Annotated in this window: 15 protein-coding genes; 5 read left to right on the top strand and 10 right to left on the bottom strand. The window is 68.1% G+C overall.

Features of this window, described 5'->3' with window-relative positions; translation table 11 throughout:
* The first annotated feature begins 59 nt into the window (after positions 1-59).
* The 4 genes from BMW51_RS08840 to BMW51_RS08825 all read left to right on the top strand — a co-directional run bounded on the left by BMW51_RS08840 (position 60) and on the right by BMW51_RS08825 (position 5,910).
* Positions 60-1,304: an N-acetylmuramoyl-L-alanine amidase gene (locus tag BMW51_RS08840; RefSeq protein ID WP_177171605.1), complete on the top strand. Its 1,245-nt coding sequence runs from the start codon at positions 60-62 to the stop codon at positions 1,302-1,304.
* A gap of 66 nt (positions 1,305-1,370) precedes the next feature.
* Positions 1,371-3,887 (top strand): penicillin-binding protein 1A, encoded by a 2,517-nt coding sequence (locus tag BMW51_RS08835; RefSeq protein WP_093005544.1) that lies wholly within the window; start codon positions 1,371-1,373, stop codon positions 3,885-3,887.
* 161 nt (positions 3,888-4,048) lie between these two features.
* Positions 4,049-5,176, top strand: coding sequence for a peptide chain release factor 2 (gene prfB / locus BMW51_RS08830; protein WP_093005542.1), 1,128 nt, complete (start codon positions 4,049-4,051; stop codon positions 5,174-5,176).
* Positions 5,173-5,910, top strand: coding sequence for a class I SAM-dependent methyltransferase (locus BMW51_RS08825; protein WP_093005540.1), 738 nt, complete (start codon positions 5,173-5,175; stop codon positions 5,908-5,910). The genes prfB and BMW51_RS08825 overlap by 4 nt, the downstream gene beginning before the upstream one ends.
* Here BMW51_RS08825 and BMW51_RS08820 read toward each other — a convergent pair.
* The 9 genes from BMW51_RS08820 to BMW51_RS08780 form a co-directional block, all read right to left on the bottom strand.
* Complete coding sequence (locus BMW51_RS08820) at positions 5,902-6,282, bottom strand: JAB domain-containing protein (protein WP_093005538.1); 381 nt, start codon at positions 6,280-6,282, stop codon at positions 5,902-5,904. The two genes, BMW51_RS08825 and BMW51_RS08820, sit on opposite strands and share 9 nt — an antisense overlap.
* 163 nt (positions 6,283-6,445) lie before the next feature.
* Positions 6,446-7,081, bottom strand: a complete 636-nt coding sequence (locus BMW51_RS08815) for a F0F1 ATP synthase subunit B family protein (protein ID WP_093005536.1) — start codon at positions 7,079-7,081, stop codon at positions 6,446-6,448.
* Positions 7,074-7,568 (bottom strand): F0F1 ATP synthase subunit B family protein, encoded by a 495-nt coding sequence (locus tag BMW51_RS08810; RefSeq protein WP_093005534.1) that lies wholly within the window; start codon positions 7,566-7,568, stop codon positions 7,074-7,076. The genes BMW51_RS08815 and BMW51_RS08810 overlap by 8 nt, the downstream gene beginning before the upstream one ends.
* A gap of 60 nt (positions 7,569-7,628) precedes the next feature.
* Positions 7,629-7,856 carry a F0F1 ATP synthase subunit C gene (locus BMW51_RS08805; protein WP_019515901.1) on the bottom strand — a complete coding sequence of 76 codons (228 nt, stop codon included), beginning with the start codon at positions 7,854-7,856 and terminating at the stop codon, positions 7,629-7,631.
* Between the two features lie 94 nt (positions 7,857-7,950).
* Positions 7,951-8,739 (bottom strand): F0F1 ATP synthase subunit A, encoded by a 789-nt coding sequence (locus BMW51_RS08800; RefSeq protein ID WP_093005532.1) that lies wholly within the window; start codon positions 8,737-8,739, stop codon positions 7,951-7,953.
* 39 nt (positions 8,740-8,778) lie between these two features.
* Positions 8,779-9,099 carry an AtpZ/AtpI family protein gene (locus BMW51_RS08795; protein ID WP_245708373.1) on the bottom strand — a complete coding sequence of 107 codons (321 nt, stop codon included), beginning with the start codon at positions 9,097-9,099 and terminating at the stop codon, positions 8,779-8,781.
* 182 nt (positions 9,100-9,281) lie between these two features.
* The gene (locus BMW51_RS08790) at positions 9,282-9,671 is read right to left on the bottom strand and encodes a YdbL family probable chaperone protein (protein ID WP_093005528.1); all 390 of its coding nucleotides are present in this window, start codon (positions 9,669-9,671) and stop codon (positions 9,282-9,284) included.
* Between the two features lie 3 nt (positions 9,672-9,674).
* Positions 9,675-9,860 (bottom strand): YnbE family lipoprotein, encoded by a 186-nt coding sequence (locus BMW51_RS08785; protein ID WP_245708369.1) that lies wholly within the window; start codon positions 9,858-9,860, stop codon positions 9,675-9,677.
* 50 nt (positions 9,861-9,910) lie between these two features.
* Entirely contained in the window at positions 9,911-13,093 is a 3,183-nt protein-coding gene (locus tag BMW51_RS08780) for an intermembrane phospholipid transport YdbH family protein (protein WP_245708368.1), read from the bottom strand.
* A 206-nt stretch (positions 13,094-13,299) separates the two neighbouring features.
* On the opposite strand from BMW51_RS08780, the gene radC reads away from it, so the two are divergent.
* Positions 13,300-13,968 carry a RadC family protein gene (gene radC, locus BMW51_RS08775; RefSeq protein WP_245708403.1) on the top strand — a complete coding sequence of 223 codons (669 nt, stop codon included), beginning with the start codon at positions 13,300-13,302 and terminating at the stop codon, positions 13,966-13,968.
* Between the two features lie 65 nt (positions 13,969-14,033).
* Here the strand turns inward: radC and BMW51_RS08770 are convergent, their stop codons facing one another.
* Positions 14,034-14,555, bottom strand: a complete 522-nt coding sequence (locus tag BMW51_RS08770; protein WP_093005522.1) for an EF-hand domain-containing protein — start codon at positions 14,553-14,555, stop codon at positions 14,034-14,036.
* Between the last annotated feature and the right edge of the window lie 35 nt (positions 14,556-14,590).

Raw genomic sequence — 14,590 nt, 5'->3', positions numbered from 1 at the left:
CAACCCGGATTTGAGACCCCCTGGCTATCGCTTGCCCCTAAGTCAAAGGGTTGCGTAGCATGGCTTTTCACTGGACGAATGGGCGATCGTCGCGGCATGGCCGCCGCGTGTCGATCGTGCTCGCGTTGCTGTTGGGCGTGTTTGCCGGGGCGCCGGGCTGGGCCGCCACCGTCGAGCGGATCGACGTGTCCGGCGACAAGGTGGTGATCCGCTTCGACGACGCGGTCGCTGCGGCCTCCAGCTTCCTGCTCGCCGAGCCGCAGCGGATCGCGGTCGACATCGACGGCGCACGCCCCGGCTCGATCGGCGGAGAGCGCGACGGCGCCGTCACCGCGGTGCGCCAGGGGGTGCGTGGGCCAAGCGGCGCGCGCGTCGTGCTCGATCTCGCCGAACCGATGATCGTCGACGAAGGCGGGTTCGACGACGACGCGCGCGAGCTGACGCTCCACCTGCGCCCGGTCGCCGCACGCCAATTCGCAGCCGCGAGCGCGAGCGCGCCGCTCAGCTGGATGGGAAAAATGCTGCCCGTCACCCGCGCCGCCACCTATACCGTGTCGCAGGCGGTGCCGCCCGCACGCCGCGAACTGCCGATGCCGAAGGTCCGCGGCGATGCCGGTCGCCCGCTGGTTGTCATCGACGCCGGGCACGGCGGTCACGATCCCGGCTCGATCTCACCCGATGGACAACTGCGCGAAAAGGACCTGACGCTCAAGATGGCGCTGGCGGTGCGCGACGCGCTGCTGAAATCGGGCCGCGTGCGTGTCGCGCTGACGCGTAGCGACGATCGTTTCCTCGTGCTGCGCGAGCGTTACGGCGTCGCACGTAGGTTGAAGGCCGACCTGTTCATCTCGATCCATTGCGACAGCGCGCTATCGACCGAGGCGTCGGGGGCGACCGCCTACACCTTGTCCGAGGTCGCGTCGGACAAGGAAGCGGCTCGGCTCGCGGCGCGCGAGAACAAGGTCGACATCATCAACGGCGTCGACCTCGACCGCAATCCGGACGTGTCATCGATCCTGATCGACCTGACGCAGCGCGAGACGATGAACGCCTCGGCCGGCTTCGCGCGACTGCTCGGGCGCGAGGCGCAGCCGCTGATGGCGATCAAGCCCAACTTCCACCGCATGGCATCGCTGATGGTGCTGAAGGCGCCCGACACGCCGTCGATCCTGCTGGAGGCGGGCTACATCTCCAACACCAACGATGCGGCGTTTCTCGCCAGCGACGAAGGGCGAGCGAATGTCGCCGAGAGCGTGCGCCGCGCGGTCGAAATCTACTTCGCGCGTCGGCTCGCGCTGCGCTGAGCGCGGACCCGCCAAACGGCCGCGACGCTTTCGCGCGGCGCGGAACGTGCTAAACGCGCGAGCCATATGGCTTCTTCCCCACCGGAAAAGATGACGTTCGGGCAGCGCCTGGGCCGGATCGGTAACGCGGTCGGCGGCGTGTGGCAGCGCCGGCTCGTTCGTTGGCTGGCCGCCTTTGTCGCGCTGCTGCTCGTCGCGATGGCGGCGTTCTGGCTGATCTTCGCGCGCGACCTGCCTTCAATGGAGAAGCTGAAAGCATACGAGCCGCCGCTGCCGACGAATGTCCGCGGCATCGATGGTGCGCCGATCTATTCCTACGCGCGCGAGCGACGGGTCCAGCTGTCGTTCGCCGAATATCCGCCGCTGCTGATCCGCGCGTTCCTGGCGGCCGAGGACAAGACCTTCTTCGAGCATCACGGCGTCGACTTTCCCGGCCTTGCCGGTGCAGTGGTCGATTATGCGAGCAAGTTCGGCACCGGACAGCGCGCGCGCGGCGGCTCGACCATCACGCAGCAGGTGGCGAAGAACCTGCTGATCGGCAACGCCTATTCGCCGACGCGCAAGGTGCGCGAGGCGATCCTCGCCTACCGGATCGAGCAGACGCTGACCAAGCCGCAGATCCTCGAACTCTACCTCAATCAGATTTTCCTGGGACGTAACGCCTACGGCGTCGAGGCGGCGAGCCACGCCTATTTCGACAAGGAGCTGTCCGAGCTCTCGCTGGCGCAGATGGCCTATCTGGCGATCTTGCCCAAGGGGCCGGCGAACTACGATCCCTTTCGTAATACCGAGCGCGCGCTGGTGCGTCGCAATTACGTGCTGCGCGAAATGGCCCGCAACGGCTTCATCACCGAGGCGCAGGCACGCGCCGCCAATGCCGACCCGATCGGCGCGATCCGTCGCCGCACGCCCAAGTTCGAACGCGTCGGCGGCTATTTCGTCGAGGAGGTCCGCCGCCAGTTGATCGACAAATTCGGTGAGAATGCAGAGGCCGGGCCGTACAGCGTCTATTCGGGCGGTTTGTGGGTACGCACCTCGCTCGACCCGCAGGTGCAGCGCTACGCCGCCGAAGCGCTGCGCGACGGGCTGCTTCGGTACGAGAGCGGGCGCGGCTGGTCGGGGCCGCTGCGCCACGTCGACCTGGATGATCCCGCGCAGTGGCAGGGCGCGCTGCTCAACACCAACATCATGCTCGACTACAAGGACTGGCGCGCGGGCATCGTCTTCGCGCGCGAGGGAGGCGAGCTGTCGCTTGGCTTCGCCGACGGGCGCACCGGCACGCTGCCACGCGGCAACGCGCAGATGCCCGCACGCGGCACGGGCACCCCGGCCTTCGGGCAGATCAAGGTCGGCGATATCATCGCGGTCGCGCCGTCGGCAGGCTCGTTCAGCCTGCGCAGCGTGCCGCGCATCTCGGGCGGCTTCGTGGTGCAGGAGCCGTCGAGCGGGCGCATTCTCGCCATGCAGGGCGGCTTCGACGCGAGCGTTCAGGCGTTCAACCGCGCGACCCAGGCCTATCGCCAGCCCGGTTCGACGATCAAGCCGATCGTCTACTCCGCCGCGCTGGAACACGGCATGACGCCGGCGTCGATCATCGTCGACGGCCCCTTCTGCGTCTATCAGGGCGCGCGGCTGGGGCAAAAATGTTTCCGCAACTTCGGCAACTCGCGCGGCGCCGGGCCGCACACGATGCGCTGGGGGATCGAGCAGTCGCGCAACCTGATGACGGTGCGCGCCGCCGCGCAGACGGGCATGAAGAACGTCGTCGCGCTGATGAAGAAGATGCAGATCGGCGACTACGCGCCCTACCTCAGCTACTCGTTGGGCGCGGGCGAAACCACGGTCGAGCACATGGTCAATGCGTACGGCGTGCTCGCCAATCAGGGCCAGTGGCACGATCCCTCGCTGATCGACTTCGTGCAGGACCGCCACGGGCAGGTGATCTGGCCGGCGAACTGGCGTGCCTGCGACGGCTGCAACATGCCGCGCTGGAACGGGCGCGCAATGCCACGGCCGGTGACGCGCGGGCGTCAGGTGATGGACGCGATGAGCGCGTATCAGATGGTGCACATCACCGAGGGCGTGGTGCAGCGCGGCACCGCAACTGCGCTCCGCGATCTCGGCCGCCCGATGTTCGGCAAGACCGGCACCAACACCGGCCCGACCGACGTTTGGTTCATCGGCGGCACCCCGCAGATGGTGGGCGGGCTATACATCGGGTATGACACACCGAGGGGCCTCGGCGGCTACGCGCAGGGCGGGACGCTCGCGGTGCCGATCTTCAAGCAATTCGCGATCAAGGCGTACGAGAACCTGCCCGTCGTCACGTTCCGCGCGCCGCCGGGCATCCGAATGGTCAGGATCGATCGCGGCTCGGGGCGGCCCGTCTTCGGTCCCTGGCCGAACGACGACGACCCCAAGGCGAGCGTGATCTGGGAAGCATTCAAGCCGCAGAGCGAGGCCCGCCGTCCGCGTCGCTATTCGCCCAGCGCCGCTCCCACTGCGGCACCGCGCGCGCAGCCGAGTGCGGCGCCGACACCGCGCGACAGCGAGTTTCTGCAACGCCAGGGCGGCATCTACTAAAGCGAGGTGTCGACGGCGGAGCGGCAGGGTTACCCGCTTCCCCGTTGCCGTTTGCCGGCGCGCGGCCTAGATCGCACGCTGATTGATGATCCGCCGCTGGGCGGACCGCCGGGCGTCTCGACCACGCGCACCACCGGCGTCGAGGCGTTTGGAGAAATTTTATGCGCGCCGAAGCGCAGGCCCATGTCGACACCATCAACGAGGCGCTGGCGCTGCTGCGCCGCTTCCTCGACTGGGACCGCGCGCTGCGCCGGCTCGACGAGCTGAACGCGCGCGTCGAGGACCCGACCTTGTGGGAGAACCCGAAGGCGGCACAGGACGTGATGCGCGAACGCCGCCGGCTGGACGAGGCGATCACCGCGACGCGCGACATCGAGCGCGAGCTGTCCGACACCGCCGAACTGATCGAGATGGCCGAGGCCGAAGGCGACGCTGAGATGGCGGACGAGGGCACGCAGGCGCTGAAGACTCTGGCGCAGCGCGCGCAGGGCGACAAGATCAAGGCGCTGCTCGCGGGCGAGGCCGACGGCAACGACAGCTACGTCGAGATCAACGCGGGCGCGGGCGGCACCGAGAGCCAGGACTGGGCCGAGATGCTGCAGCGCATGTATACGCGCTGGGCCGAGCGGCGCGGCATGAAGGTCGAGCTGATCGACTATCACGCGGGCGAACAGGCCGGGATCAAGTCAGCCACGCTGCTGCTCAAGGGCGAGAACGCCTACGGCTATGCCAAGACCGAGAGCGGGGTGCACCGCCTCGTCCGCATCAGCCCATACGACAGCTCGGCCAGGCGCCACACCAGCTTCTCGAGCGTCTGGGTCTATCCAGTGATCGACGATTCGATCGACATTGAGATTAACGACAGCGAGCTGCGCATCGACACCTATCGCGCCTCAGGTGCGGGCGGTCAGCACATTAACACGACCGATTCAGCGGTGCGCATCACCCACCTACCGACCGGCATCGTCGTCGCCTGCCAGAACCAGCGCAGCCAGCACAAGAACAAGGCGGAGGCGTATAACCAGCTGCGCGCCCGCCTCTACGAGCACGAGCTACGCAAGCGCGAGGAAGAGGCGAACGCGGTCAATGCGACCAAGACCGACATCGGCTGGGGTCACCAGATCCGCTCCTACGTGCTGCAACCATACCAGCTGGTAAAGGACCTGCGCACCGGCGTGACCTCGACCTCGCCGAGTGACGTGCTCGACGGCGAACTCGACGACTTCATGGCGGCAGCACTGTCGCAGCGCGTGACCGGCGAGAAGGTTGACGTGGAGGATGTCGATTGAGGCGAGCGCGCGCCGGGACCACGCTCGCGTTGCTGATCGCCGGCGTCGTGCTCGCCGGCTGCGACGGCACGCAACCGCTGATCAAGCGCGCGCCGCGGCAGCCCGGCCCCTTCCCCGCCGCCGATCGCCCGGTCGCGAGCATCGTCTCCGCGCGCTGGTCGAACGAGGAGGAGCGCGATCGGCTGAATGAGGCTGGCGCGGTGATGGACGGCGCACGCATCCGCCCCGGCATGACGGTCGCCGACATCGGCGCGGGCGAAGGCTATTATACGATCCGGCTCGCGTCGCGCGTCGGCAAGGACGGCCGCGTGCTGGCGGAGGACATCTTCCCTGCGGTCCGCGACGCACTGGCGGAGCGGGTCGCGCGGCAGCGGCTGGAGAATGTCAGCGTGCGGCTGGGTCGCCCCGCCGATCCGCGGCTGCCCACCAACAGTTTCGACCGCGTCCTGATGGTGCACATGTATCACGAGATCGCGCAACCGTACGAGTTCCTGTGGCGGATGCGCCCGGCACTGCGTCCCGATGGGCTGGTCGTCGTCGTCGATGCCAATCGCACCACGCCGAACCACGGCACGCCGCCCGCGCTGCTGCGCTGCGAATTCGAGGCGGTCGGCTATCGCCAGGTCAGCTTCGACAACATGCCCTCCGCGGGCGGCTATCTCGCGACCTTCCAGCCGGTCGGCCCCCGCCCGGAGCCAGAGGCGATCAAGCCGTGTCGGATGGCGTCACAATAAACCTTCCTCCCGAAAGCTGGTCCATCCGCCGGGCGCTACGACGTAATGGTCGAGCAGGCGCACCCCGATCGTCTCCAGCGTCGCGAACAAGCGCCGCGTAAAGCGCAGGTCCTCGCCGCTGGGCCGATGGTCGCCGCGGGGATGATTGTGCGCCAGCAGCACGCCGGCGGCGTTGAGCGCCAGCACATCCGATACGAGCAGCCGCACCGACACGTCGACGCTCTCACGGCGATCAGACATGAAATGGCGTGAGCCGACGCGCACCCCGTCCTTGTTCAGGTAAAGCGTAACCGCAACCTCGCGCGGCAATCGACCGAGCGAGTGAAAAGGGGGTGGCAGAGAGGTCGCGGCATCGCGCGGCCAGTCGGGCATGCCATGATGCTAGAATGAGGCGGCAGCGATGCCGCTTCATGTTCGATCCGCGATGGATCAACTCTCACGTCACTTACGTGAATGCGCTCCCGCGACAAACGAAAGCAGCCACGACGCTGATGCGTCGCGGCCGCTCGATTGCTCACCCTGAAGGGGGTCGATGTCAGTTGAAGCGGCCGACCCGCTGGATCGCGCTGTTGACGAGGCTGCGGTCAGCCTCGGCATTGTGCTGCTCGGCGATGACGCGGCCGGCCGCGGCGGTTGCGGCGGCGACGACGGTCGCGCGTACCTCGTCAATCGCGGCGCGCTCGGCTGCGGCGATCTTGTCCTCGGCCATCCGCGTGCGACGCTCCATCAGCGCCTCGGTATCCGCCTTCGCCTTGGCGACGATCTGCGCCGCCTCGTGGTGCGCGTTCTCGCGCATCTTGGCGGCATCGGCCTCGGCCGAGCGCGCGCGTGTCGCGTATTCGTCGCGCAGCGCCTCTGCCTCGCGGCGAAGCTGCGCCGCCTCGTCGAGCTGACGACGGATTTCGCCGATGCGCTTGTCGAGCATCGCGCCGATCGTCGCCGGCACCTTCCACACGACCGCGGCGATCAGCACGACCAGCGCGGCGAGACCGACCCAGCCGGTGTCGTTGAAGCCGAGCGCCGTCGGCGCCGCGACATGCTCCGCGCCGCCTGGCTCGGAGACGTTGCCGACCAGACCGCTGTCATTGCGAACGTCCCTGACCTGCATCGATTGCTCGTGCGTCGCTTCCGACAGATTGTCGACGACCGGCGCCGTGGCAGCGTTAGACATTATGCAGCTCCTGACGAACCGCGGCGTGCGCGACCTCGGGCGACACGGTCAGACCCGCCACCTTGGCGACGAGTTCCTGCACCGTCTCCGCCGCGATGTCCTGCACCTTGACCATCGCCGCCGCCTTGGCGTTGCCGATGGCGAGATCGTGGTGCGCGATACGCTCGTTCAACTGCTCGTCGACCGCGTGCAGCTGCGCCTCGCTCGACTGCGACGCGCGCGACTTGGCCGCAGCGACTTCGGCCTGCGCGGTGGCGCGGGCCGCATCCATGTCGGCCTGCCACGCCGCCTCGGTCGTCGTCGCCTCCGCGCGGGTGCGCTCGGCAGCGGCGAGATCGTCGGCGACCTGACGCTCGCGCAGGTCCATCACGCCCGTAACCCTGGGCACCATCATCTTGCCAATCCCGAAGTACAGGATGCCGAAGGTGATGAGCAGCCAGAAGATCTGGGACGCGTAGGTTGCGGCGATCTGACTGATTTGAGGCATGGCGGTCCGTTTATCGTACCCGCCGCGCCTGCCCGAAGGCACGCGCGGCGGATCGGGAAATCAGGCGACGAACACCAGGATGATCATCGTCACGAAGGCGAGCAGGCCGAGAAGCTCGGCACCCGCGAAGCCGATGAAGAGGCGACCCTGCTGGCCGTCGGCCGCACCCGGGTTGCGCAGCGCGCCTTCGAGGAAGGCGGCGAACACGTTGCCCACGCCCAAGGCGGCAATGCCCATGCCGATTGCAGCGAGACCGGCACCGAGCAGCTTGGCGGCGTTTGCGTCCATTTTGAAATACTCCCAGTTCAATTCAGATGGTGGATCGGAAAGTCACGAAAGTCACACCCCTACGCACATGCGCGCGCGAGGACGTTCCAGGAAATCAGTGCAGGTTCACCGCGTCGTTCAGATACACGCTGGTGAGCAGCGCGAACACGTAAGCCTGGATCGCGGCGACCAGCAGCTCGAGCAACGTGATGCCGAGCATCAGCACGAAGCTGGGCAGCGACACGATCGCGACATAGCCCGGCCCGAGGTTGATGCCGTTGATGACGAACGCCGCCAGCACCTTGAGCAGGATGTGCCCCGCGGTCATCGCGACGAATAGTCGCAGGCCCAAGCTGAACGGGCGGACGAGGAAGCTCATCAGCTCGACCACGAAGATCAGCGGGATCATGATGACCGGCGTGCCGTGCGGCACGAACAGGCTGAAGAAGTGGAAGCCGTGGCGACCGAAGCCGACGATCAGCACGATCGAAAAGCTGATGATCGCGAGCACGCCGGTGACGGTCAGGTGGCTCGTCACGGTGAAGGGGTGCCAGCCCGGCACGATACCGACCGGCATCAGCCCCAGGATGTTCGCGAACAGGATGAACATGAACAGCGAGAAGACGTAGGGCACGAAGCGCTTGCCCTCGGGCCCGATGTTCGACGTCAGCATGTTCTGCACGAATCCGGTGAAGCCCTCCACCGCCGCCTGCCAGCGCCCCGGAACCAGCTCGCGCTTCATGCCGCCGAGCATGAACAGCCACAAAGTGACCAGCGTGATCACCATCCAGAGCGCCGAATTGGTGAAGGACAGATCATAGCCCGCCACATTCCAGCGCAGACCGAGCACGGGCTCGATCAGGAACTGGTGCATCGGATCGATCTTGCCGCCTTCTGCCGCCACGTTAGCCCCTTGTGCTTCCCACATACGCCAAGCGCCCGTTTATTCCGGGCGCTTGGTCGTCAACCGAATGATCTGCCTGAACGCCACCGCGATCCCGAGGAACAGCGCGACGATCAGCGCCCAGGGCGTGGTGCCGAACCAGCGGTCGATAAGCCAGCCGATCAGCGCCGAACCGACGAGACTTCCGATAAGGGCAGCGAGCACGCGGTTGCCGAGCTGATAGCCCGCCTCTCCGTCGTCACGCACCACCCCCGTGCGTTTCGCTTCGTCCCTGCGGGCCCGTTCCAGTCGCTGATCCAGCGAGGCGAGCCGCGGGTCCTCCGCGCCGTGGAAATCCTGTCCGGGACCATTATCCGCCACGCGCCAACCCTCCACATCGATCAAGCCGGGGAGGTAAAGCGCACGGTGGGCAAGCGACCCCGCCAAGGCGCCGTCCGGTTAGCCGGGGGGTCGGGGGGTGTCAACCATTGTGACACTTGTCCAGGCCCCGCGGTCGCAGGGTGCCGCGCGCGAGCGGCGGGGACGATCTCAGATGATCGACGTCACACGCAGCGCGGATCGCGCGTCGGCGCACCGGCGCCGCGCGTCTCCCAGCTGCCCGCCGGCGTGCGGTACTTCTCGCCCGCCTGCGTCTGCGCGATCAGGTTGCAGCCGCTGGTGAAGGCGAGCTGCTCGACCGTCGCGCCCGATGCCTGCGCCTTTTGCGTATACGCCGCCTTGCGCTGAATATTGATGTTGCTGACCAGCGCGCGCAGCTGCGCGTTGCCCGCACCCACGACGCCCAGGTAACCGTCGGGCTGCTCGCCCACCTCGCCGGCCGAGCGTGCAGCGGCGTAGGCCGGATCACGCTGCGCGTAGGCGGTGCCCGACACGCCCGCCAGCGTCACCGCGGCGGCGAACATCGTGATGGTCTTTGGCGTGAAGGCGGTCATGGCTTAGAATATCCCCGGGTTCTGCTTGATGAGCGATTTGGCGTCATTGTCGAGGCGGTAGACCACCTCCTGCGTGACGTTGATGTTGAGGTTGATCTCGATTGGCTTGGTCGGTGCCGAGATGTTGACGCAACCCGCGTTCATCAAGAGCGGGGGCATCAAGAGCGCTGCGCCCAGAACCGACCTCATCATCACCTCTCGTCGCGCGATTCGCTTCACCCTCGTTGCTCCTGTTACGCTCATGGCACGATCTCGCTTGCGGAAGGCTGAATGGGCGGGACGAGCGGCGCGGTGGTGCTCGCCCCCGCCGTCGGCCTCGCGCTGTTGGGTTGAAGGGTGTCGGGCGCGGTCCGGCGGTTCTGCTCCTCGATCAACTGCTGCAGGTTGCGCGCGACCAGCCGCTGCGGGTCGTAGAAGCTGGCGGCCGAATCGATCAGCCCGCGGAAAGGCGCGCGGATACGGATGTTGAACAGGATCGGCAGCCGCGTCAGCCGGCGGATCAGGAAGTTCGATTTCGCGCCCTCCCCCTGTTTGATGCCGGCAAAACGCACGTCGGTTATCATCTCGCCCGCCAGAGGCCCGTTCATGCCGATGTCGAGATTGCGATAGGTCAGCGATTTCAGCATCTGGAACGCGTAATTGCCCCAGAAACCGAGGTTCTTCTCGCTCAGCTCGCCGACATAGGCGAGGCTGCCGCCCGCGCGCGCGGTCAGGCGCCCGTTCTCGATCCGCCCGCCGCTGTCGTCGAAGATCATCGGCAGCACGCCGTCGAAGGTGCCGGTCGCGTTCAGGTTCTTGAAGTCGAACTGTTGCAGGAACGCGCCCGCCTCCATGCCCGCGACGCGGAAGGTCAGCCGCCGCTCTTGCGGGCTGGAGAAATCGAGCAATGTCGGCTCGAGCGTCAGCGTGCCGCCCGCGAACGGCCAGGTGCCGCTCGACACCTTGATGCGTGTGCCGGGCAGCGTCTGATAGACGATGCGCCCGTCGGTGACCGGCACGCCCGGGTTGATCGAGCGGACGGTCGCGACCTGGTCCGGCGCGCTCTGCAACGCCAGCAGGTCGGTGAAGCGGATCGTGCCCGACATTCCCTCGACCGGACCGAAGGCGGCGGCGAGCGCGGTGTCGCTGGTGGAGAAAGTGCCGGTGCTGGTCACGCCGTCGGCGCTCCAGTTGATGTCGCCGCGCCCGCGCACCGTGCCGCGCACGTCGGCGATGACGCCGAAGGTCAGCGGCGTGATCAGCTCGGGCTGGAACGCGTCGCCGAAGGTGATCCCGTCGACGCTCAGCGCGGCGTGGCCCGCCCCGGTGCCGAGCCGATGATCGATCGCGACATCGGCGACCTTCACGCTCCTGGTCGGCTCGAACAGCGTCCCCGTCGCCCGAATGTCGCCACCCTTCAACGTCAGCGTGACCCCGCGCGCGTCCATCGGATTGAAGCGCGCGCTCGCCGCCGCGTCGCGGACCTTGAGCGCGCCAGACAGCGCGAGCACGCCGTCCGCGAAGCGCCAACTCCCCTCGCCGTCGCCGAGCAGCAGCGGCACGTTGGCGATCTGCCCGCCGAGACTCGCGAACCGCCCCGACACGCTGTTCTGCGCGATCGTGCCGCTGAGCGCCTGCGCGTCGATGCGCGTCTCGCGCGCGGGCGCACCGATGCGGGCGCGCACGTCGTCGAGACGGAAATCCCGGCGACCGAGCGACAGCTGCGCACCCGCCGCGGTCAGCGACAGCGGCGTGCCACCAATCGTTCCCGACAGCCGCGTCGCGGGCAGACGCGCATCGCCGCTCACCCCGTTTGCCGCGCGCTCAACCAGTGCGTCGCTCGTCGGACACAAGGTCAGTCGTGCCGGATCGAGCCGCAGCGATGAGACACGTAAGGAATCGAAGCGAAGCGGCGTACAGGCCGGGTTGACGCGCAGATCGCCTCCGCTCCAGCGCAGGTCCAGCGGCATGACGAGGCCATCGACACGTCCATCGGCAAGCGGACCCGACAACGCCGCCAGCGCCGTCGCGCTGCCCGAGCGCGCACTGATGCGGAAGCGGATGCGGTCGAGCGCAAGCGCGGCATCCCCGGCGGTGTAGCGCGCCACCTGCGCCGTGCCCGTCACCGCCGCATCCTCGCCTTCGCGCGCGAAGCGGACGCTGACCTGCGGCAGCCCGCCGCCGCCCAATTGGAGCGTACCCGCGCCGGCGATGCTGCCGCCACTGTGCCAGCGCAGCGGCTGCTCACTCGACAGCGTCGCCCGCGCGCCGCTGGCGGAGGCGACGCGCGCGCGGTCGATCGTGACTTGGCTGCTCGCGCCGGTGACCTGGACGGCAAGCGTGGCGTTGCCCGACAGGCTGCGTGCGGCGCGACGCGCGGCATCGGTGGCCTGCGCCGCGAGTGGCGCGAGCGGCGTGCCTGCCGCCACACCGGTCATGCGCGACAGGAGGCCGCTCACGTCGGCGCGTCGCACCGCCACCTGCCCGGCGTAGGCGGTCCGCCCCGAGCCGATACGAACGCTGCCGTTCAAAGCCGCCTGCCGGACCGCAACGCCGCGCCCGCGCAACTGCGCCGCGTGGACCGACACGGGCATGATCGCGGCACCTTGCGCGCTCATCGCAAACGCGACCTCACCACCCAGCGCCGCGGCACGCACATCGCTGTATCGAGCCGGCCCACTATGCAACCGCGCCCGCGCCGACGAACGCGCGAGGTCACCGACCACGACCCGCGCGTGCACGTCGCTGGCGAGATCGGCGAGCCTCGCGTCACCGCATGCGACCGCGCTCACCCGCAACGGGCCATCGAGCGTGATCGCCGCGCCGCCACCGCGCGGTGCGCCGCCGGTCGTGCGGACGCGCCCCGCTCCGCGCAGTGCCCGCGCGCCGCACGTCCCTTGCGCCAGGCGAGACGCGACCACCGCGTAGCGTCCGTCGAAGCCGTCGTTGACCATACCGCTACCCGACAGGCTGATGCCCGCCACGCCGTATGGTGTCTCCAGCCGCATCGCGCCATCGGCGAGCGAGAGGTCGAGTGCCGGCAGCGTCGGCGCCCCGCCGCTCCCTTTCGGAATCAGGCGATCGAGCGCGCCGAGCGACAATCGCCCGTCGCGCACCCGTCCGCGCACGCGCACACGGCCCGCGCGGACGCCGATCAAATGCGCGCCGTGCAGACCGACGTCGGTGCGCGTCTCGACCCAGTCGGCGACCAGGTCGGGGTGCGCGGGATCGCCGATCACGACGTCGCTCAAACGCTGCCGCCCGAACCCCAGATCGCTGATGTGGTAGCGCGCGGGCACGCCCTTGCGCGCCAGTTCGCGGTCGATCACCCGCGTCGCGATCGGCACGCGGCTGAGCCATACGCCACCCATCGCGGCGAGCGCGAGCGTCGAGCCGGCGACCAGCACGCGCGCGCGGCGGCTGCTGACGGGCGATCGCCTCACCTGGTCGTCCGATCGCGCGCCGCTCATGCGCCGGGCAGCATAAGTGCGGCGTCGTCCGCGTGCAAATGCCCCGGCTCTGTGAACCCAAGCCCGTGTAAATATCGCCCGATTGTTCTGTGCGGCGCGCCGACCTAGCCTGTCGACCTGTGCAGGACGCCCCTTCTCTCTTCAGTTCGGAACCGGCCGACGCCGCGCAGGATCAGCGCCTGCTCGACGCGAAGGGGCACCGCGAGCGGCTGCGGACCCGGTTGCTCGACGATGCGGACGGGCTGCAGGATTACGAGTTGATCGAGTACCTGCTGATGCTGGCGATCCCGCGCGTCGATACCAAACCGATGGCCAAGGCGTTGATGCGCGAGTTCGGCGGGATCGGTGCCGCGCTCGCCGCCGATCCGGCGGAATTGCGGCGGGTAAGAGGGGTCAGTGATGCAGGCATCGCGGCGCTCAAGATCGCGCACGCCGCCGCGATCCGGCTGGTCCGCGCGCGCGCGACCGAGCTACCGGTGCTGTCCAACTGGCAGGCACTCGCCGACTACCTCCACGCCGACATGGCGCACGACGCGGTGGAGCGGTTCCGCGTGCTGCATCTGAACACGCGCAACATGCTGGTGCGCGACGAGGTGATGTCGCGCGGCACGATCGACGAGGCGGCGGTCCACGTGCGCGAAGTGATCAAGCGCGCGCTCGACATCGGCTCGGCCGCGCTGATCCTGGTGCACAACCACCCGTCGGGCGACCCGTCGCCCAGCCAGGCGGACATCCGCATCACGCGCGCGATCGTGGAAGCGGGCAAGCCGCTGAACATTCAGGTGCACGACCACATCATCGTGGGAAGGAACGGACAAACGAGCCTGAGGGCGAAAGGCGTGATCTGACCGCATACGAAAACGGCCGCCGGCGTGTGCCGGCGGCCGCTTCGTTACCGCTCGAGCGGTGTCGCTCAGCCGGCCTGCTTGGCGCTGCTGCTGAGGAAGGTTGCGAGCTCAGTCTTGCTCACGCTCGCCGACTTGTCGGTATCGGCCTTTCGGAACGCGGCCGCGTTCCACGCCTTGTCGGGCTTGGCGCTCGGATCGGCCTTCGCCTTCAGCGTATCCATCCAGGTCGCGAACTCGGCCTTGTTGAGCGAGCCCGACTTGTCCTTATCATAGGTCGGAAACTCGCTGTCGAGGATCGCGGCAACCTGATCGGGCTGGTTGGTGCCCTGCGCCGCCGGCTGTGCCGCGGGATCGCTCGTCGGCGCCTGCGCGGTCTCCGCCGGTGCAGCGGTTGCTGGCGCCGCCGCCGCAGGGTCGGCCTGCGCGGCAGTAGCCGCACCCGTCGGCGCGGTCGTTGCGGCCGGGTCAGCAGTTGCGGTCGGCGCAGGCGCAGTTGCCGGCGCAGTCTGCGGCGTTGTTTGCATCTGCTGCGCAATCGCCGGAGCAGCCATCGTCATCGCGGACGCGAGAAAAACATACTTAAGCATCACCGTCTCCTTTTGGTTCTAACCGTGTGCTGTTG

The sequence above is a fragment of the Sphingomonas palmae genome (assembly GCF_900109565.1).
In the GTDB taxonomy this organism is placed as follows: Bacteria; Pseudomonadota; Alphaproteobacteria; order Sphingomonadales; family Sphingomonadaceae; genus Sphingomonas; species Sphingomonas palmae.
Note: the sequence above shows the minus strand (reverse complement) of the source record. Positions and strands in the feature narration are given on the sequence as shown.